General features: G+C 63.1%; 9 protein-coding genes. 5 read left to right on the top strand and 4 right to left on the bottom strand.

The window, feature by feature from the left end; genetic code table 11:
- A partial coding sequence (locus IAG25_RS36545; RefSeq protein WP_187609216.1) for an amino acid adenylation domain-containing protein occupies positions 1–6,149 on the top strand: 6,149 nt, incomplete at its 5' end.
- Positions 6,150–6,276: 127 nt separating this feature from the next.
- Here the strand turns inward: IAG25_RS36545 and IAG25_RS36550 are convergent.
- Complete coding sequence (locus tag IAG25_RS36550) at positions 6,277–6,933, bottom strand: GAF domain-containing protein (protein ID WP_187609217.1); 657 nt, start codon at positions 6,931–6,933, stop codon at positions 6,277–6,279.
- A 228-nt stretch (positions 6,934–7,161) separates the two neighbouring features.
- Between IAG25_RS36550 and IAG25_RS36555 the strand changes: the two genes are divergently transcribed.
- The 4 genes from IAG25_RS36555 to IAG25_RS36570 are packed head-to-tail and all read left to right on the top strand — an operon-like array spanning position 7,162 to position 17,905.
- Positions 7,162–8,046 carry an alpha/beta fold hydrolase gene (locus IAG25_RS36555; RefSeq protein ID WP_222946814.1) on the top strand — a complete coding sequence of 295 codons (885 nt, stop codon included), beginning with the start codon at positions 7,162–7,164 and terminating at the stop codon, positions 8,044–8,046.
- On the top strand, positions 8,034–9,725 hold the full coding sequence (locus tag IAG25_RS36560) for a cyclic peptide export ABC transporter (RefSeq protein ID WP_187609218.1): 1,692 nt from the start codon (positions 8,034–8,036) through the stop codon (positions 9,723–9,725). The genes IAG25_RS36555 and IAG25_RS36560 overlap by 13 nt, the downstream gene beginning before the upstream one ends.
- 44 nt (positions 9,726–9,769) lie before the next feature.
- Positions 9,770–16,945, top strand: coding sequence for a non-ribosomal peptide synthetase (locus IAG25_RS36565; protein ID WP_187609219.1), 7,176 nt, complete (start codon positions 9,770–9,772; stop codon positions 16,943–16,945).
- Positions 16,946–16,960: 15 nt separating this feature from the next.
- The gene (locus tag IAG25_RS36570; protein ID WP_187609220.1) at positions 16,961–17,905 is read left to right on the top strand and encodes an alpha/beta hydrolase; all 945 of its coding nucleotides are present in this window, start codon (positions 16,961–16,963) and stop codon (positions 17,903–17,905) included.
- Here the strand turns inward: IAG25_RS36570 and IAG25_RS36575 are convergent.
- From IAG25_RS36575 to IAG25_RS36585, 3 genes are all read right to left on the bottom strand, one after another.
- A complete protein-coding gene (locus tag IAG25_RS36575; protein ID WP_187609221.1) occupies positions 17,885–18,631 on the bottom strand; it encodes an SDR family NAD(P)-dependent oxidoreductase in 747 nt (248 codons plus the stop codon). The two genes, IAG25_RS36570 and IAG25_RS36575, sit on opposite strands and share 21 nt — an antisense overlap.
- Positions 18,632–18,635: 4 nt before the next feature.
- The gene (locus IAG25_RS36580) at positions 18,636–18,998 is read right to left on the bottom strand and encodes a hypothetical protein (RefSeq protein WP_187609222.1); all 363 of its coding nucleotides are present in this window, start codon (positions 18,996–18,998) and stop codon (positions 18,636–18,638) included.
- Positions 18,999–19,131: 133 nt separating this feature from the next.
- The gene (locus IAG25_RS36585) at positions 19,132–20,238 is read right to left on the bottom strand and encodes an extracellular catalytic domain type 1 short-chain-length polyhydroxyalkanoate depolymerase (RefSeq protein ID WP_187609223.1); all 1,107 of its coding nucleotides are present in this window, start codon (positions 20,236–20,238) and stop codon (positions 19,132–19,134) included.
- Positions 20,239–20,261 lie beyond the last annotated feature (23 nt).

The following is a 20,261-nucleotide window of genomic DNA, read 5'->3' on the forward strand; positions in this document are numbered from 1 at the left end:
TCGAAGCGCTCGCGCCGGTACGCGATACCAGTCGCACGCCACTGTTTCAGGTCATGTTCGTATTGCAGAACGCGCCGATGGAAGCGCTCGCCTTGCCTGGCCTCACGCTGACCTTGCTGCCCGGGGCCGAAGCGGGCGCCAAGTTCGATCTCACGCTGAGTCTGACGCATTCGCAAAACAGTTTCGCAGGCACGCTCAGCTACGCCACCGATCTGTTCGATGAAGTCACCATTGCACGGCTGGGTGAACGCTTCACGCGATTGCTTCAACAAGCGCTCGATCAACCCGATGCGCCGCTGCATGCGCTCGAACTCGTGTTGCCTGAAGAACATGCGCTGCTCGAACGCTGGAACGACACGGCTGCTGCCTATCCCGAACACGTGTGCATTCATCAACTCTTCGAGCAACAGGTTCGACGCACGCCCGATGCGACCGCACTCGTCTTCGAAGATGAATCGCTGACCTACGCGCAACTCAATGCACGTGCGAACCAGCTTGCGCATCATCTGATCGCGCTGGGTGTGAAGCCGGAAGATCGCGTGGCGCTGTGCATGGAGCGTGGTATCGGCATGGTCGTCGCGTTGATGTCGATACTCAAGGCAGGCGGTGCTTACGTGCCGCTCGATCCGGCGTATCCGGGCGAACGTCTGAGTCATATCCTCACCGATGCCACGCTCCGCCTGCTGCTCGCCGATGCCGCCGGACGTGAAGCGCTGGGCGACACCGGCTCGCTGAGTGTGCTCGATCCCGATGCATCGCTCGACGGCTCGTTGTCGCAAGACGATCCGCAAACGGACGTCGCCCCGCATCATCTTGCTTACGTGATCTACACGTCCGGTTCAACAGGCAAACCCAAGGGCGTCGCGATCGAACACCGGAACGCCGTCAACTTCCTGACCTGGAGTCACGAGGCCTTCACGCCGGAAGAACTTTCACAAACGTTGTTCGCAACCTCGCTCAATTTCGATCTCTCGATCTACGAATGCTTCGCGCCCTTGACGACAGGCGGAACGGTTCATCTGGTCGACAATGTCCTCGCGCTCATGAGGCGTCCGCAGGAGGTCAGCCTCATCAATACGGTGCCATCGGCTATCACGTCGCTGCTGGATGCAGGTGCATCGCTGGCATCGGTCCAGACGATCAACCTCGCCGGCGAGCCGCTGAAGCTCGCGCTGATGAAGCGAATCTTCGCCGAAACCGGGATCGAGCGGCTGTGCAATCTGTACGGTCCATCCGAGACGACGACGTACTCGACCTGGATACAGATGCACAAGGGCGAGCGTTTGACGGAGACCATCGGCAAGCCTATCGCGAACACGCAGATTTATCTGCTCGATGCGCAACGCCGGCCGGTGCCGCTCGGCACGGTGGGCGAGCTTTACATCGGTGGAGCAGGCGTGGCGCGTGGCTATCTGAATCGGCCCGAACTCACTGCCGAGCGCTTCCTCGACGATCCTTTCGTTCCCGGCGCACGCATGTACCGCACGGGCGACCTCGCACGTTATCGCGCCGACGGCAATATCGAGTTCCTTGGCCGCAACGATCATCAGGTCAAGATTCGCGGCTTCCGTATCGAACTCGGCGAGATCGAAGCGCATTTGACCGATCATCTGGCAGTGCGCGAAGCGGTGGTCATCGCCCGTGCGCGGCACGAGGAGTCGCAGGATCAGCAACTCGTCGCCTATGTCACGCTGACATCCGATATCGATGTCAGCGCCCTGCGCGAATACCTCGCCTCGCACTTGCCCGACTATATGGTGCCTTCGGCTTTCGTCGTGCTCGATGCGCTGCCGCTCACTCCCAACGGCAAGCTCGATCGCCGTGCGCTGCCCGATCCGCAAGCCGATGCCTTCGCGCTGCGTCCCTTCGAAGCGCCGCAAGGTGCCACCGAAACCGCGCTCGCCGATCTGTGGGCCGAACTGCTCGGCCTCGAACGCGTCGGTCGGCAGGATAACTTCTTCGCCCTCGGCGGTCATTCGCTGCTCGCCGTGACGCTCATCGAGCGCATGCGTCGCGTCGGGCTGCACGCCAGCGTGCGCGATCTGTTCGCCACGCCGGTGCTCTGTGCACTCGCGGCTTCGCTCGAACAGGGTGCCGTTGCCGCAGAGATTGTCGTCCCGCCCAATGCGATCACTCGTGACTGCACCGCGCTCACGCCGCCCATGCTGCCGCTCATCGCGCTCACGCAGACGGACATCGATCGTATCGTCGCGCAGGTGCCCGGCGGCCTCGCCAACGTACAGGATATCTACGCGCTCGCGCCGTTGCAGGAAGGTATCCTGTTCCATCACATGCTGACCACCGACGGCGATCCGTATCTGCAAACCGCGCGTATCGCCTTCGATAGCCGTGCACGGCTCGATGCGTGGCTCGATGCCTTGAAGCAAGTCGTGCGACGCCACGACATCCTGCGCACGGCCTTCATCCACGACGGCCTCAGCACGCCCGCGCAAGTGGTCTGGCGTGACGCGCCCCTGTCGATCGACGAAATCAGCCTCACGGAGGACAACGCTGCCGATCAGTTGGCTCGACATTTCGATGCGCGCTCACAGCGCCTTTCCCTCGCTCAAGCCCCGCTGCTGCGACTCACCATCGCTCGCGAACCCGGCTCGGCACGCTGGCTGGCGCTGCTCGTCTGGCATCATCTGATCGGCGATCACGTCACGCTGGAAGTGGTCCAGAAGGAGATCGGCGCACTGCTCGACGGCCGCGCGCACACGCTCGGCGCGGCTCAGCCGTTCCGCGATCTGGTCGCTCAGGCGCGGCTCGGCGCGACCCGGCAAGAGCATGAAGCGTTCTTCCGCGACATGCTCGCCGCCGTGAGCGAACCGACTTTGCCCTTCGGCCTCACCGACGTTCATCACGATGGCTCGGCGGTTGCCGAAGCGCGCGTTACGTTGCCCGCATCGCTCAATACGCGTCTGCGCACTCAGGCACGCAGCATCGGCGTGAGTCTCGCAAGTCTGTGCCATCTGGCGCTGGCGCGTGTGCTCAACGCCGCCAGTGCGGCGAACCCGGATGGTCACGTCGTGTTCGGCACCGTGCTGCTCGGACGCATGCAGGCAGGGGTCGATCAGGCGCTGGGCTTGCTGATCAACACGCTGCCGATTCGCCTCGATGTGAACGATGCATCGGTCATCGATAGCGTGCGTGACACGCATGAACGGCTCGCCGCCTTGTTGCAGCATCAGCACGCTCCGCTTGCGCTTGCACAGCGATGCAGTGGCGTCGCCGCGCCCGCGCCGCTCTTTAGCGCCTTGCTCAACTATCGCCACAATCAGGCCTCGACCGATGAGCAACCGGTCTTCGACGGTATCGAGTTGCTCGGCGCCGAAGAACGCACCAACTATCCGCTGATGCTCGCGGTCGAAGACGATGGCCAAAGCCTCGGACTCACCGCGCAGACACTCGCGCCGTTGTCGCCCGAGCAACTGTGCGGCTACATGGAGCAGGCGCTGTCGAGCCTTGCGCAGGCGCTCGAACAGGCACCTCAGACGCCGGTGAATCAGCTCGACGTGTTGCCGCCCGAAACCCGCAGCTTGCTGGTCCAGACGTGGAACGACACCGCTGCCGCTTATCCCGAACACCTGTGCATTCATCAGCTCTTCGAGCAACAGGTTGAACGTACGCCTGATGCCATCGCGCTCGTATTCGAAGATGAATCACTCACCTATGCGCAACTCAATGCGCGTGCCAATCAGCTTGCACATCATCTGATTGCGCTCGGTGTACAGCCGGAAGATCGCGTGGCGTTGTGTGTGGAGCGTGGCATCGGCATGGTCGTCGCGTTGATGGCGATACTCAAGGCAGGCGGTGCATACGTGCCGCTCGATCCGGCGTATCCCGGCGAGCGTCTGAGTCATATCCTCACCGACTCGACGCCACGGCTGTTGATCGCCGATGCCGCCGGCCGTGAAGCGCTGGGAGATACCGGTTCTCTGCGCGTGCTCGATCCCGATGCAGCGATCGATGATGCACTCCCGCAAGACGATCCGCACACAGACGTCGCTTCGCATCACCTCGCTTACGTGCTCTTCACCTCCGGTTCCACCGGCAAGCCCAAGGGCGTGATGGTCGAGCATCGCGAGATGCTGAACTTCCTCTGCTCGATGCGCGATGTCACCGCGATGCGCGCAGCCGACACGCTGCTCGCCGTCACGACCATCTCCTTCGATATCGCCGGGCTGGAGCTGTATCTGCCCTTGAGCACCGGGGCGTGCGTGGTGCTGGCCCGCAGAAGCGATGCAGCCGATCCGCTCGCGCTTCAAACGCTGCTCGTGAAGCACGACGTCCGCTTCATGCAGGCGACTCCGGCAACCTGGCGCATGCTGCTCGATGCGCAGTGGCCCGGCTCCGCGCAACTCACGGCGTTGTGCGGTGGCGAAGCCTTGTCCGAGGGACTGGCTGCGCGTCTGCGCGAGAAGGTCAAGTCGCTGTGGAATCTTTATGGTCCTACCGAAACCACGGTCTGGTCCTCGTGCTATCAAACCGGGCTCGAAGCGAGTACGTCATCGACGGTGCCGGTGGGTCGTCCGATCGCCAATACGCGCATGTACCTGCTCGATGAGCGTTATCAACTGGTGCCGCCGGGGGCGGTGGGCGAGTTGTATATCGGTGGGGCAGGTGTGGCGCGGGGTTATCTGAATCGTGATGATCTCACCACCGAGCGTTTCCTCGATGATCCGTTCGTTTCAGGCGGGCGGATGTATCGCACCGGCGACGTCGCACGTTATCGTGCCGATGGGAATATCGAGTTCCTGGGCCGCAACGATCATCAGGTCAAGATTCGCGGCTTCCGGATCGAACTGGGTGAGATCGAGGCACAGATCGCCAGTCATCCGGCGGTGCGGGAGGCGGTGGTTATTGCGCGTGCTCGACAGCAGGATCAGCAGCTTGTGGCATACGTCACGCTGGTTTCGGAGATCGATACGAGCGCCTTGCGTGAACATCTCGATTCGCGTTTGCCCGACTATATGGTGCCATCGGCCTTCGTCGTGCTCGATGCGCTGCCGCTCACGCCCAATGGCAAGCTCGATCGCCGTGCATTGCCCGATCCGCAGTGGCAAGACCTCGCCGCTTATGTCGCACCGCGCACGTCGATCGAACATTCGCTCGCGGAGTGCTTCGCCAGTGTGCTTGGTCTCGAACGCGTCAGTGTCTTCGATAACTTCTTCTCGCTCGGTGGACACTCGCTGCTCGCCGTACAACTGATGGCGCTTATCGACGCCCGGCTCGGCCAGAACATATCCATCCGGGTCTTGTTCAACGCGCCATCGGTGGCCGAGTTGGCGGACCATCTGAGCACCGCGCCCTCGAACACGGAATTCGACGCGATCCTGCCGATCCGTACTCCCGGCGACGGCGCGCCGCTGTTCTGCATTCACCCGGTCGGCGGACTCGCCTGGAGCTATGCGGGACTTGCTCAAAGCATCGACGGAAATCGGCCAATCTACGCCGTGCAGACGCCCGCGCTCCAGCAACCCGATTACAGTCCCGCGACTATCGCGGAGATGGCGAGCGATTACATCACGCGCATCCGGAGCGTTCAGCCTCAAGGACCCTATCGGCTGTTCGGCTGGTCCTTCGGCGGACTGGTTGCCTATGAAATGGCGACGCAGCTTCAACGCGCCGGCGAGACCGTCGATCAGCTCGTTCTGCTGGACTCGCGCCTGCCCGATGGCCGGGAAGCACGCGAATTCGACGAATGCGCGCTCATGGCAGCGGCCTTTTCCAACATGCCCGAGGAACTCACGCTCGCGCTTCGCGAGATGCAGACGACTACGGAGCGTGTCGATGCCCTGCGCCAGCATCGGCTGATTCCGGCGTATATCACCGATGGACACGTGATGACGCTGATCGATGCAACGCGGCGGAACATGCATCTGCAAAGCACGTTTGCGCCAGCGCAGTTCGGCGGCGATATCGTCTACTTCACGGCCACGCGGTCCGAAGCGGACGGTCAGGCGCGGCATGTCGCGCAATGGCGCGAGCGGGCGGAAGGCGCTGTCGTGAACTTCGATATCGATTGCGCGCACGGCGAAATGTGCCAGCCGTCCTCGCTCGCGACGATCGGACGAAGTCTCGCTTCGCTGAGCGTCTTCGAAGGTTCTGCGCGTCGGCATCCGGGTGAGGAACTCGGCGTGAAGTGAAGCTTGCCATCGGCTCCACGGCCGATGGCAAACAACGAAGAGGAGAAGTCAGATGATCGTGCGAATGTCACCACCAAAAAAAACGGCGGCGCATGGCGCGCCGCCGCTCGTCACGCGAAGCCAAAAGTCAGCTTTCGCGCCGGTTATTTCGATCGCTATGCTTGCGCACGTTGCTCGCGAGTTCGGAAATGATCTCGGTCGCCGCGCCGATGATCTGGTTGAAGTCGAAGCCCGCGCGCGTCATCTCGCGATAGAAGGACCGGGCGAGCAGCTTCGAGAGCTGGCTCGGATTCTGGACCGATTGAGCAACGATGTCACCGATAGTCTGATCCGTCGAGCGCTTCAGCGTCATGCGCGCGAAGGGCGAAGCAACGAGCTTCTGCAGTCTGTCCGCTTCGACGGCCCGCGTGATGAACGCCGCGAAAATGCGCAGCAGCTTGAGGTCATGTTCATCGAACCGCCGTTTGTCTCGCGGCCCCGAAACCTGCACCACGCCAATCGCCTTTCCATTCGACTCGAGCACCGAGAACATCTTGTCGCGCGCGTCCGAATATTCGACGATGGCGGCCGTCGCCCCGAGATGCACCTCGCCGAAGGACACATAGTGCCCCGAGCATACGTCGGCGATGCGCTCGTCCGCCGTCACGGAAACGACACAGCGTTTCGCACCCAGCGCCTCGGCGACCATCGACGCGAGTTCTTCGGGTGAGCCGAGGGAATTGCCCGTGACCGCAACGGCGGTCTCTGCGATTGGCTCTTTGAAAACAGGGTTCGAATTTGTCATGTGCGCATCCACCGGAAAGTTACATCGTGTTATCGGATCGTCGGTCAGTCTTACGTTCCATAAAGGCCCGGACCGGCAGAACATGTAATGAAGTCAAGTTAGACGTGGAAAGTTAGGAACCTGTTAGCGGGGCGCATCGGCCACTTTTACCCCGCTGGTTCGTGACCTAATCCGGCTCTAACTCTCGAGCGTCAAGCTGTCTTCGCTCGATCCTAACAGGTGACAATCATGAAACGCCCCTCTTTCGTGCAGCGACGCAGCGTCAGAATCCGTAATGGCCGTTTCGACATATCGGTCGAGGATTCGGGCAGCGCCGGCACGCCCTGCGTGCTGCTTCACGGCCGCGGCGAGTGCAGCGGCGTGTGGCGCACGCTGACGGAATCCGCCTGCGCCGATAACCGTTTCGTATCCATCGATCTTCGCGGGCACGGCGATTCGAGCTGGGACCCGGAGCGCGCGTACGATGCGCGAACGCTCGCCGGCGACGTGCTCGAAGTCCTGCTTGCAATGAACATACGAAAGCCCGTGCTGATCGGTCATTCGCTCGGCGGCAGCGTTGCATTGCATCTTACGGGAATGCTCGAACAGTTCACGTCGGGTTTGGTCCTGGTCGACTTTGGACCGGATTCCGATGGCGCTGGTTCGCAAAAAGTGTTCGCTGAAATACGCGAAACGCCGGCGCGTTTCAACTCGATCACCGAGTATGCGCAGTGGCTGCAGGAGCGCCGTCCGCTTGCGAATGAACGTGCGCTGCAACATCTCGCGGCGCATGCGCTGCGTCGCACGAATACGGGCGCGTTCGAGCCGAAGCTCGACAGGGCCGTCGCCGATGACTCGCCGAAGGACAACGCGCGCGACGAGCATGTCTGGGCCATGCTCAGGTCCGTGCGCTGCCCGAGCCTCGTCGTGAGAGGCATCGGGTCCGCATTGCTGACGCCGCAGATCGCGTGGCGCATGGTGAATCAGGCGCTGCCCAAAGGGCAACTCGCGACGATCCCGCGCGCAGGCCACTCCGTGATGACCGACAATCCCGACGAATTCAACCGGACGATCCAGACGTTCCTTGCGTCTCTTGCACCCGCAGCGAGCGGAGACGCGTCATGTTCTCGCTGATTCCACCGCAGATTCGACGCGAGTCGATGCCGCGCATCGTTGTCGCTGTCATTGCCGGGTTCGTCGGGGCCATTTGCAGCGCCGAAATCGCACGGCTGATCAGTATCGTCGCCAGCGGTCACATACCCACGCGCGCGCTTGCGATCGGCTTCTTCGCCGTCTGCGCGGCACAACTGCTCTTCAGAACGACGTCGCAGATTCTCATCATGGACTTCGGGCAGCAGGTGATATGCAGCCTGCGCATCGAGTTGTGCCGGAAGATCCTTCATACGCCTTATAAAAAGCTGGAGGCGCTCGGAAAGCCGCGCCTGCTCGCCATTCTCACGACGGACGTCAACACGTTCGCGCAGGCCGCGCAGATGCTGCCGGTCGTGTTCGGACATCTCGTCCTCACCGCCGTATGTCTCGCGTATATGGCATGGCTTTCCTGGCAGGCCTTCGCGTGCTTCTTCGTCTTTCTGATCACCGCGGCGGTCATTTATCACTGCGTGGAGCGCTGGCCGCTGCGAGAAATGCAGGCGGTTCGCGATCAGCTCGACGTCATCTTCCGGCATTTCCGCTCGCTGCTCGAAGGCACGCGCGAATTGCAGCTCAATACTTCGCGAGGCCGATACTTCACCGATCACGTGGTTCATCCGACCGCGCATCGGTTCAGGCGATCCTTCACGCGAGCGATGCTTCTCTATTCGCTCGTCGCCAATGCGGGCGGCATGTTGTTCTATGTGGCTATCGGCCTGATCCTGCTCGTTGTGCCGCACTGGTTTCCGCAATCGCCGGGCGTTCTGGTGACGCTCACGCTGCTGCTGCTGTTTCTGATCCAGCCGGTCAGCGAAGTGATGACGAGCTTGCCGATTCTGCGTCAGGCGTCCATCGCACTGGGGCGCATCCGCATTCTCGATGCCGAGCTGACGCACGCGCCGAACGACGACACGCCCGCGACACAGGACGATCCGTTCGCCGTCACGAAGGAAGGTGCGCCGTTGCTCAGATTCGCCGGTGTATCGCATCGCTATCCGGGGCTGACCGAGGATCGTCCGTTCACGCTCGGGCCGATCGATCTGTCGATCAGACAAGGCGAGGTCGTCTACCTGATCGGAGGAAACGGCAGCGGCAAGACCACGCTCGCGATGCTGCTGCTCGGGCTCTATGAACCCGAGCAAGGACATGTCGAGCTGAACGGGATCAAGGTCGACAGGCATAACCTCGTGCAGTATCGTCAGCGCTTCTCGGCTGTGTTCGCCGACTTTCATCTGTTCGACGAAATCCTGTGCCAGGATCAGGCTCAGGTCGACAAGCAGGCGACGCATTATCTGCGCACGCTCGAACTCGATCACAAGGTAAGCATCCGGGACAACCGGTTCAGCACCACCAGTCTTTCGTCGGGGCAACGCAAGCGGATGGCGCTGATCTCGTCTTATCTCGAAGATCGCCCGATCTATCTTTTCGACGAGTGGGCCGCCGATCAGGACCCCGTGTTCAGGCGCGTGTTCTACACGGAACTCATTCCCGATCTCAAGCGCCGCGGCAAGACGGTCATCGTCATCTCTCACGACGACGCCTACTTCGAATGCGCCGACCGGCTCGTACAGGTGGCGCAAGGCCGTCTCGTCGATGTATCGGCCGAAGCGCTGAAGGCGGGCTTGTACGCAAGACGCAATGACTCGCCCGTGGCCGACTGAACGCGCCGGGGCCGTCCGGTTAAAACTTCTTATCGAGTGAAACCATGCTCAGCTTTCCTCTTACGCCCGCGCAGCTCGGCATCTTCTTTCGACAGCAAGTCGATTTGCAGGATCCCCGATATAACCTCGCGCATCTGACGGAGATCGCCGGGCCGCTCGATATCGACGTGCTGGAATCGGCCTTGCGGCAGACCATCTCGGAAGCGGACGCAGTGCAGGTTCGTCTGCGCGGCACGGAAGGATTGCCGCATCAGGTACTGGAGCCGGTCGATTTCAGGCTTCCGGTGCTCGATGTCAGCGGCGAGGCGGACCCGTTACAGGCAGTCGAGGATCACGTGCAGGCGAGACGTTCCACCGCATTCGATCTCGATCAATGGCCATTGTTCAACGTGGCATTGCTTCGGACCGCGCCGGACCGGTTCTTCCTGTTTCTGTGCTTTCATCATCTCGTGTTCGATGGCTACTCGTTTCTTCTCTTCATCGAGCGGCTTGCGGAGATTTATTCGGCCCTGAAAGGCGGATCGCAACCCGCGCCGCCGACATGGAGCCGGCTGGCCGATCTGCTCGCGGATGACGAGGCGTATCGCGCATCCAGCGCTTTTCAAAAGGATCAGCAGTACTGGAGCGAGCATCTGGCCAATTGCCCGGAACCGCCGATCATCGCCGCGGACGTGGAGAATCCATCGCCCGAAGTCACGACGGTGAAGGCAAGGATCAACCTGCCGCCCGAGACAGTGGCATCGCTGCGTCAGACCGCTCAACAGAACGGCACCTCGTGGTCGCAGTTCATCACGGCCGCGATGGCCGCCTATCTGGCTCGCGTAAGCGGTCAAGCCGATGAAGTGGTGCTGGGCATGCCCGTCACTGCGCGGGTCGGGCGAACGGCCAAGAACGTGCCGGCCATGATGTCCAACGTGCTGCCGCTGCGAGTGCCCGTCGATCCGCGCGCGAGCATGATCGAACTCGTCAAGCAGGTTTCCGCGCAGAGCCTTCGCGTGTTGCGTCACCAGCGTTATCGGATCAAGGATATCCGGCGGGATCTGGAACGCCTCGACATCGGTCAGCGATTGTTCGGCCCGATCGTGAATATCATGCCCGGCTTCAATAGCGCGATCGCGTTCACGGACTGCGAGGTTGCATCGACTCGCACGTTTTCCGTCACGCCCGATGACCTGACGTTGCACGTCCACGACGAGGGAGAGCAAGTTGGCCTGAGACTGGTATTCGATGCCAGCGCGGCAATGTACAGCGCCGAGGCAGTGCAGACGCATTTGCGGCGGTTCACGCATTTTCTCGAACAGGCTATCGCGCAGCCCGATGTCCCGTTGCATACCCTTCCCCTGCTGCTGCCCGGCGAGCGCGACGTGCTCGATAAATGGAACGGGACGGCCACGCCCTTGCCGCAGGCGCAGTGCATCCATCAGTTGTTCGAGCAGCAGGCTGCGCGCACGCCGGATGCAACCGCGCTCGTCTTCGAAGGCCAGTCCGTCACCTATGCGCGGGTCAATGAGCAGGCCAACCGGCTCGCCCATCAGTTGATTGCGCTGGGCGTCGGACGCGAAGCGCGCGTGGCGCTGTGCATGGAGCGTCGTCCGGAACTGGTGATTGCGCTCCTGGCCATTCTCAAGGCGGGCGCTGCCTATGTGCCGCTCGATCCGGCCTATCCCGGCGAACGGCTGGCCTACATGCTCAGGGATGCCGCTCCCGCGCTGCTCATCGCGGATACCGCGGGTCGCGCGGCGCTCGGTGATACGGGCGAACTGCCGGTGCTCGAACCCGGCGCTTTCGATGACACCCGGCCCGATCACGATCCGCAAGTCGCGGGGCTCGGTTCCCGCGACCTCGCCTATGTGATCTACACGTCCGGATCGACGGGCGCGCCTAAAGGTGTCATGGTCGAACATGGCAACATCGTCAATCTTGCCGTCGCGCAAATCGCGCTCTATGGCGTTGGTCCGGAGAGCCGCGTCGTTCAGTTCGTTTCACCGGGCTTCGACGTCAGCGTCGCCGATGTGTTCATGACGCTGGCCGCGGGCGCCGCGCTCTATCTTCCGGTGCGTGACGCCTGCCTCGCGGCCACATCGCTCATCGACTACATGCGGCGGCACGCGGTCACGCACGCCCAGTTGCCCCCGGCGCTGTTGCAGGGACAGAATTCGCTGGCGCTCCTGCCGAGGCTTCAGGTTCTCGTGCTGGGCGGCGAATCGCCGGGCGTCTCGCTGATGCGCGCAGTGCAATCCGACATCACGATCTTCAACGCCTATGGCCCGACCGAAACCACGGTCTGCGCGACGGCATGGCGCAGGCCGGACGGGTTCGACGGCAACACGGTGCCTATCGGCCGGCCGCTCGCCAACACGCGGATATATCTGCTCGACGCGCACGGCCAGCCGATGCCGCCGGGCGCCGTCGGGGAGCTGCATATCGGCGGTGCGGGCGTTGCGCGCGGCTATCTGAACCGCCCGGAACTCAGCGCCGAACGCTTCCTGCCCGATCCCTTCAGCACGATGCCGGACGCGCGCATGTATCGCACCGGCGACCTCGCCCGCTGGCTCGCCGACGGCAATATCGAGTTCCTCGGCCGCAACGATCTTCAGGTCAAGATCCGGGGCTATCGCATCGAGCTCGGCGAGATCGAAGCGCGGCTCGCGGCACATGAAGGCATCCGCGAGGCGGTGGTGGTGGCGCGCGAGGGCGGCGGCGGCAAGCAGCTCGTGGCTTACTACACGGCGGACGCATCGCGGGAAGCGTCGCAGAGCCAGCAATTGCGCGCCCACATGCTGGAGACGCTGCCGGAATACATGGTGCCGGCCGCCTACGTGATGCTGGACGCACTCCCGCTCACGCCGAACGGCAAAGTGGACCGGCGCGCGTTGCCCGCGCCCGACGACGGCGCATTCACCCGTCGCGACTACGAAGCGCCGGCGGGCGATACGGAATCGATGATCGCGGCAATCTGGGCGGAGGTGCTGGGACGCGAGCGCGTGGGCCGGCACGACAACTTCTTCGAGCTGGGCGGCCATTCGCTGCTGGCGGTGACGCTGATCGAACGGATGCGTCAGGCAGGCGTACGCGCCGACGTTCGGGTGTTGTTCAGCCAGCCGAGCGTGGCCGCGCTGGCGGCTGCGGCGCAAAGCGTGCGCAACGCGGTGACGGTGCCGCCGAACGGCATCCCGGCCGGGTGCGAGGCGATCACGCCGGAGATGCTGCCGCTCGTCACGCTGACCGCGCAGCAGATCGACGCCGTGGTCGCGCAGGTCGAAGGCGGTGCGCGCAACGTGCAGGACATCTATCCGCTCGCTCCGTTGCATGAGGGGATGCTGTTTCACCATATCGCGGGCGGCGACGGCGATCCGTATCTGCAAAACATGATGATGGCCATGCCCGAGCGCGTCGAGCTCGGGCGCTTCGTGCAGGCGCTGCAAACGGTGATCGCGCGCCACGACATCCTGCGCACGGCGGTGCTCTGGGAAGGTCTGCCCGAACCGGTGCAGGTGGTGTGGCGCGAGGCGCGCCTGATCGTCGAGGAGGTCACGCTCTTGCCGGAGGATGGCGAAATCGAGGCGCAACTGGCGCAGCGCTTCGACCCGCGACATCATCGGCTGGATGTGCGGCAGGCGCCGATGATGCGGCTCTACGTGGCTCGCGACGAGCCCAACGGCCGCTGGCTGCTGCAGCTTCTCGGCCATCACATGGTGATGGACTACACGGCGCTGGAGATGATGCTGGAGGAAATAGAGACGATCCTGCGTGACGAGACGGAGTCTCTCCCCACGCCGCTGCCGTATCGCAACTTCGTCGCGCAGGCGCGGCTGGGCATGAGCCAGAGCGAGCACGAGGCGTACTTCCGCGAAGCGCTTGCCGACGTCGATGAGCCCACGCTGCCGTATGGCCTGAGCGACGTGCAGAGCAACGGCCTCGGCATCGCCGAATTCAGGACGACGCTTCCGGTCCGGCTGAGCCGGCAGTTGCGCGAAGAGGCGCGCAAGCTCGGCGTCAGCGTGGCGAGCCTCTTTCACCTCGCGTGGGCGCAGGTGCTGGGGCGCGTGTCGGGCCGTGAGGACGTGGTGTTCGGCACGGTGCTGCTCGGCCGCATGCAGGGCGGCGAGGGCGCGGACCGCGTGCTCGGCATGTTCATCAATACGCTGCCGATCCGCGTCCGCCTGCACGATGTGAGCGTCGGCGATGCCGTGCGGCACACGCATGCGGCGTTATCGACGCTGCTGCACCATGAGCACGCCTCGCTCGCACTGGCGCAGCGCTGCAGCGGCGTCGCCGCACCGTTGCCGCTGTTCAGCGCGTTGCTGAACTACCGTCACAGCCGGGCGTCCGACAAGGCGCGCGGCGCGCGCACCACCGCGAGCGGCGTGTCGGTGCTGCACGGCGATGAGCGCACCAACTATCCGCTGTTGCTCTCGGTGAACGACTTCGGCGGCGACTTCGAACTCGTGGTGCAGGCCGATACGCGCGTCGATGCATCGCGTGTGGCCGGCTATATGGACTGCACGCTCGACGCGCTGGCACTGGCGCTGGCGGAAAGCCCGTCGCTGCCCGTGCGCGCGCTCGACATGTTGCCGGTCGCCGAGCGCGAACGCCTGCTCGTCAAGCGCAACGAAATCGCGGCAGAAGCGCCGGAAACCACGGTGGTCGCGCTGTTCGAGGCACAGGTCGAAAAGTCGCCGGACGCCGTGGCGGTGGTCCATGAAGACGCGCGTCTCACGTACGGAGAATTGAATGTCCGCGCAAATCGGCTGGCTCATCGTCTGATCGATGCGGGCGTCAAGCCCGACGACCGGGTCGCGATCTGCGTGGAACGCGGCATCGAGATGATCGTCGGCGTGCTGGGCATTCTCAAGGCAGGCGCCGGATATGTGCCGCTGGACCCGGCCTACCCTGTCGAACGGCTCGCCTACATGCTCGACGATTGCGCGCCGGTGGCGGTGCTCGCACAGGCGAGCGTGCGCGAGGTGCTGGGCGAACTGTCCGCGCCGATGATCGAACTCGACACGCGGACCTTCGAAGCGCAACTGACGCACAACCCGGTGGTCGCGGACCTGAACCCGCATCGTCTGGCCTACGTGATCTACACCTCCGGCTCGACGGGCCAACCGAAGGGCGTGATGATCGAGCATCGCAACGTGGTGCGGCTGTTCAGCGCCACGGACCATTGGTTCGAGTTCGGCGCGAAGGACGTCTGGACGCTCTTTCACTCGTTCGCGTTCGACTTCTCGGTGTGGGAAATCTGGGGCGCGCTGCTGTACGGCGGCCGCCTCGTCGTGGTGCCGAAGCAGGTGAGCCGCTCGCCGCAGGACTTCTATCGTCTGCTTTGCGAGGAACGCGTGACGATCCTGAACCAGACGCCGAGCGCGTTCCGGCAACTGATCGCCGCGCAGGGAGAAAGCAATCTGCCGCATCGACTGCGTCAGGTCGTCTTCGGCGGCGAAGCCCTCGAACCGGTAATCCTCCAGCCGTGGTACGCGCGTGAGCAAAATGCGGCCACGCAACTGGTGAACATGTACGGCATCACGGAAACCACGGTGCACGTGACCTATCGTGCGCTGAGTGCCGAGGATGCGCAGCGCACGGGCCGCAGTCCGATCGGCGGGCGAATTCCGGACCTGCGCTTGTATGTGCTCGACGGTCAGGGTCATCCGGTTCCCGAGGGCGTGACCGGCGAGATATACGTGGGTGGCGCGGGCGTGGCGCGCGGCTATCTGAACCGTCCGGAACTCACCGCGCAGCGCTTCGTGAGCGATCCGTTCACGAGCGATGCGCAAGCGCGGATGTACAAGTCGGGCGATCTGGGCCGATGGCTCGCCGACGGCACGCTCGAATACCTCGGCCGCAACGACGACCAGGTGAAGATTCGCGGCTTTCGCATCGAACTGGGCGAGATCGAAGCGAAGCTGCTGGCATGCAAAGGCGTGCGCGAGGCCGTGGTGATCGTTCGGCAGGACAGTTCGGGCGACAAACGGCTGGTCGGATATGTGGTCGGCCGCGACGGGACCGGGCCATCGGCGGCGGATTTGCGTGAACAGCTCTCGATGGTGCTGGCCGATTACATGGTGCCGAGCGCCTTCGTGAATCTGGAGACGTTGCCGCTGACGCAGAACGGCAAGCTCGACCGGCGCGCGCTGCCGGCGCCGGACCAGTCTTCGGTGGTGACGAAGGACTACGAGGCGCCGCAAGGCGACGCAGAAATCGCGATCGCCGCAATCTGGCAGGAGCTTCTGGGCGTGCAGCGTATCGGGCGTCACGACGATTTCTTCGCGCTCGGCGGCCACTCGCTGAAGGTGATCACGTCGTTGTCCCGGCTTGCGAGTGCGTTCGATAAAAAGATCGCACAGCTCGATTTCTATCGCCAGCCGACCGTCGCGGGCGTCGCCGCGCTGCTCGCTCGCGATGCCCCTGCGGCGAGCACACTCGTGCCGATCATCGCGCGCGGTTCCGCCACGACGCGTATGACCGTCGTATGCGCGCCGTATGCCGGGGCGTCCGCAACCGTGTTCCGGCCTTTGGCCGATGCCTTGTGCTCGCGCGATCCGACGCTCGCGGTGCGCGCAATCGCGCTGCCCGGTAACGAGCTAGGCAGCGATCCGCGAGATTACGTGTCGGTGGTTCAGATGGCGCAGGCCTGCGCCGACGAGCTCGTCGCGGCGGACACCGGCGATATTGCCGTGTACGGTCATTGCGTGGGGAGCTTCCTGGCGTTTGAACTGGTGCGCCAGATCGAGCGCCGGGGGCGCAAGGTCGCGCTCCTCACCGTTGCGGCGGCGTTTCCGCTTCCGAGGCTTTTACGCTGGCTGCCGATGCCCTCGCCGTGGAGCCTCACCAGCGACAGCAAGCTTCAAACGTTGATTCGACGCTGGGGCGGTCCGACCGACGCGATGGAACCCGATGTGCTTGCCTTCATGATGGGCAATTTCCGCAGGAATGCGCAGTTGACGTTCGACTACGAGAAACATCGCGACGACGAGAAGATCGCCGCGCCGATACTCAGCATCGTCAGCGCCGATGATCCGCTGACGCGCGGATATGCGCGCCGGTTTCGCGCGTGGTCGGCGCTGTCGGATCGGACGGCTTTGGAAGTGTTGCCCGAGGGACAGCATTACTTCGTGGGCACGCGGCCGGAACTCGTCGCGGACGTCGTCTGCAAACATCTCGACGAGCAAAGCGAACCCCGGCCTCTGCCACTCGCGCGCAACGTCGAGGCATCGTGATGAAAGGAGATTTTCGTGGTCAAGGCAGGCACGTTTCGCGGCAAGCGGATAAACCTCTTCTACGAGGAATTCGGAGAGAGCGAAGACCCGCCGGTATTGCTCGTCATGGGCAACAGCGCGCCGGGTCTGGTGTGGCCCGATGCGTTCTGCCGTCTGCTTTCCGCAACTGGATTGCGCGTCATCCGCTTCGATGCGCGTGATACCGGTCTCTCGACATACATCGATTTCAGCACGTCGCCCTACACGCTTGGCGATCTGGCCGCCGACGCCTTCGACCTGCTCGATGGCATCGGTATAGATGAGGCGCATGTCGTCGGGCTGTCGCAGGGCGGGGTCATCGGCTACAGGATGGCGCTTGCGATGCCCGGGCGCGTGACGACGCTCTGCACCGTCATGTCGTCGCCCGATCTGCGGCCCAAAAACGATGCGTTCGCGGGGACGATCGAGACGCCGGGTGCGCTTCCTCGTCCTTGCGCCGGCTACGTCGAAAAAGTGATCGCGCTGAACGCGAATCCACCGACGAGCATCGATGATATCGCGACACGATTCATCGAGAATTTCAGGCTCGCCGCAGGACCGAGGTCGCCTTTCGACGAACGCGCGTGGCAAAGTCTCGGTCGAGCGTTTGCCGAGCGACCGCTCCTGCGACCCGATGGACTACAGCCGACGCTCGCCAACAACAGCAACCATGCGCTGGCTCAAAAAGCGACGCCGGCGCTGACCAGCGAAGAACTGGCGTCTCTCGATTTGCCGGTGCTGATCATTCAGGGAAGCGATGATCCGATCTTTCCGGTCGCGCATGGCGAATGGGCCGCCAGCGCAAGCCCGCGAGCAACGCTTCGAGTGATCGATCGCATGGGGCACGCCCTCGATCCCGCGTTCTTCGATGCAATCGTGCGAGAGATGTCGGCGTTCTATCGCAGCGATCGCAGCGACGAATCAAAATGGACTGATGCCTGACATGCCGCCGTCGACCGCGAGGTCGGCGCCTGTCATGTAGCGCGACGCATCGGATGCGAGGAACAGAATGGCGGCGGCGATTTCCGCCGGGTCGGCCGGGCGCTTCATCGGAATCACGCGCGCCCATTCCAGCAGTTGCGCTTCCGACATTCCCAGGCTATCGAAAATCGGCGTATTGGCCACGCCCGGAGAAATGCTGTTGACGCGTATGTCGGAGTCGACGAATTCCGCCGCGAAACTCTTTGCGAGCGAAACGACGGCCGCCTTCGACGCGCAGTATGCGGAAAAATTTTTGGTGCCCTGATTGGCCGCGAGCGACGCCACGAGGATGATCGACGCAGGCCTTGCAAGGAACGGCAGCGCCTCGCGCACAGTCGAGTAGACTCCGCCGACATTGGTGTTGAGCACATCGGAGAATTGCGCCAGCGATGTGTCGCGCACCGGCGTTTGCCGGGAAACGCCCGCGTTCGCAACGACCACATCGACCTTGCATTGAAAGTGGCCGACTGCGGTCTCGTATAGCTGTCGCATGTCGTCGGGAATCGCGGCGTCGGCAACGACAGGCAGTGCGTTCTCGCCGAGTTTCTGCGCGGCGCGTTGCAGTTTCTCCGCGTTACGCCCGCTGATGACCACGCGCGCGCCTTCTGCCACGAATCGTTCGGCGGCGGCGAAGCCTATACCACTGCCGCCGCCTGTCACCACTGCGAGAGCATGCTTGAGTAACATCGTGTCATACCCGCAAGTTGACGACCAATGCGCGGCCCGATCGGATCGCGCGAGTCGTATGGCCTGTGCTGTCCATGTCGCCGGCAATGAATATCGCGCCTGCTGCAAACCGTTGCGCAGTGTCGCTGCCTTGCACGGTGATTTCGAGTTCGCCATCCAGCACGATGACATATTGTCTGGCTGGCGGGTTATGCCAGCCGAGCACATAGTCTGCGTCGAACTCGTGCATGAGCACGCTTTCACACGGCTGCGGCGACGACAAGGAAACCGCGACGCCCTTGAATATCACCGGGCTCGCTTCGAACGCGTGGATGGTTCTGAACGCCGAATGTCCGTCGAGTCCGCTGTATATCTCGATGCATTCCATCGTCCCTCCTCGTGTCACGCCACGTTACGACGATGCGCGAACGAGTTCGCGTTTTGATCGACTACCCGGAATGTCGAATCAAAGTCTAGGCGGCGAGGAGGGAGAATTCAAAGCGGACTTCTTCGATGAACCTTCAGTATTGCCGGCTGCCGTCTCTCGTGAATTGACCGAAGAATCGCGCAATCTCGCGGCTTGCCGCCGGTCCGCGCGTGTCCGTATGGGTGCCGTCGGGATGGCCTCCGGACCACGCATGACCCAGTCCGTGCACGACCCACTGCTCGCCGATCAGTTCACCGTCACGGTCATGAAACACTTGACGGGTATAGGCGTGGCCACCCGCTTCGTCGGCGACGTATATCGAGGATGACGTCACCGTGTCGTCGGACATGCCATGCAGCAACTGGCTCATCGACACGATCTGTTCACTGTTGCGCGGATGCACCGTGTCGTCGGCATCGCCGTGAAAAACGATCAGTGGCACCGCGCGCGGCTTGGGGCCGTCGGACAGGGTGTCGGGCAAGCGCACTTTGCCCTTGCCGTCATTCATCGCGCAGAGTGCGGTCATCTGCTCGTCGGCGACGCCGAACGCGAGGCCCGAATGAATCGCCGCGGCCGCGTACAACTCCGGATGCGTCACGGCGAGATTCACGGCCAATGCGCCGCCAGCCGACATTCCCGCGATATAAACGCGAGCGCGATCCACGTTATAGGTGGCCGCGACCTCGCGCGTAAGGGCCGCGATGGCCGCCGCTTCGCCTGATTCGCGCGTCTGATTCGCCGCCATGAACCAGTTCCAGCACCTCAGCGGATTCGAACTTTCCGGCTGCTCCGGATAGACGACGATAAAGCCCTTCTCTTCGGCGACGATGTTCATCCCGGTCCCCGATGCGAAGTCGTCCGGGTCCTGTTGCGCGCCGTGGAGCATGACGATCATTGGCAGCGGCTGGCCTTCGTATGCGGTCGGAACATAGACCTTGAATCGATAGCGCTCGTTGCCATGCTCGAAACTCTTGCTCAACCAGCGATGATCGCTCGCTTGCGCGATCGGGCTGTCGCGGTGCGGCGGTTCATCTTCGGAGTATGTCTTTTTCGCTTCACTTTCCGATGGCAGCGGAGTCGCAGGGCTTGCGACCGCTGTCTCGGTGTTGTCGAAGAATTGCGCCGTGAGACCGACGATTTCGCGAGGAAACATCGACCAGAACGAGTCGTGCGCCCACGCAAGCGGATGGAAGGGATTCATCGATTTTCCCGTCGGGTCGAGCA

Origin of the sequence: Caballeronia sp. EK, assembly GCF_014384845.1 — a bacterium.
GTDB classification, from domain to species: Bacteria; Pseudomonadota; Gammaproteobacteria; order Burkholderiales; family Burkholderiaceae; genus Caballeronia; species Caballeronia jiangsuensis.

Coding starts and splice junctions, on each gene's coding strand:
- IAG25_RS36550 (WP_187609217.1), bottom strand. CDS start 6,933: ATGACAAATTCGAACCCTGTTTTCAAAGAGCCAATCGCAGAGACCGCC.
- IAG25_RS36555 (WP_222946814.1), top strand. CDS start 7,162: ATGAAACGCCCCTCTTTCGTGCAGCGACGCAGCGTCAGAATCCGTAAT.
- IAG25_RS36560 (WP_187609218.1), top strand. CDS start 8,034: ATGTTCTCGCTGATTCCACCGCAGATTCGACGCGAGTCGATGCCGCGC.
- IAG25_RS36565 (WP_187609219.1), top strand. CDS start 9,770: ATGCTCAGCTTTCCTCTTACGCCCGCGCAGCTCGGCATCTTCTTTCGA.
- IAG25_RS36575 (WP_187609221.1), bottom strand. CDS start 18,631: ATGTTACTCAAGCATGCTCTCGCAGTGGTGACAGGCGGCGGCAGTGGT.
- IAG25_RS36580 (WP_187609222.1), bottom strand. CDS start 18,998: ATGGAATGCATCGAGATATACAGCGGACTCGACGGACATTCGGCGTTC.
- IAG25_RS36585 (WP_187609223.1), bottom strand. CDS start 20,238: ATGAATCCCTTCCATCCGCTTGCGTGGGCGCACGACTCGTTCTGGTCG.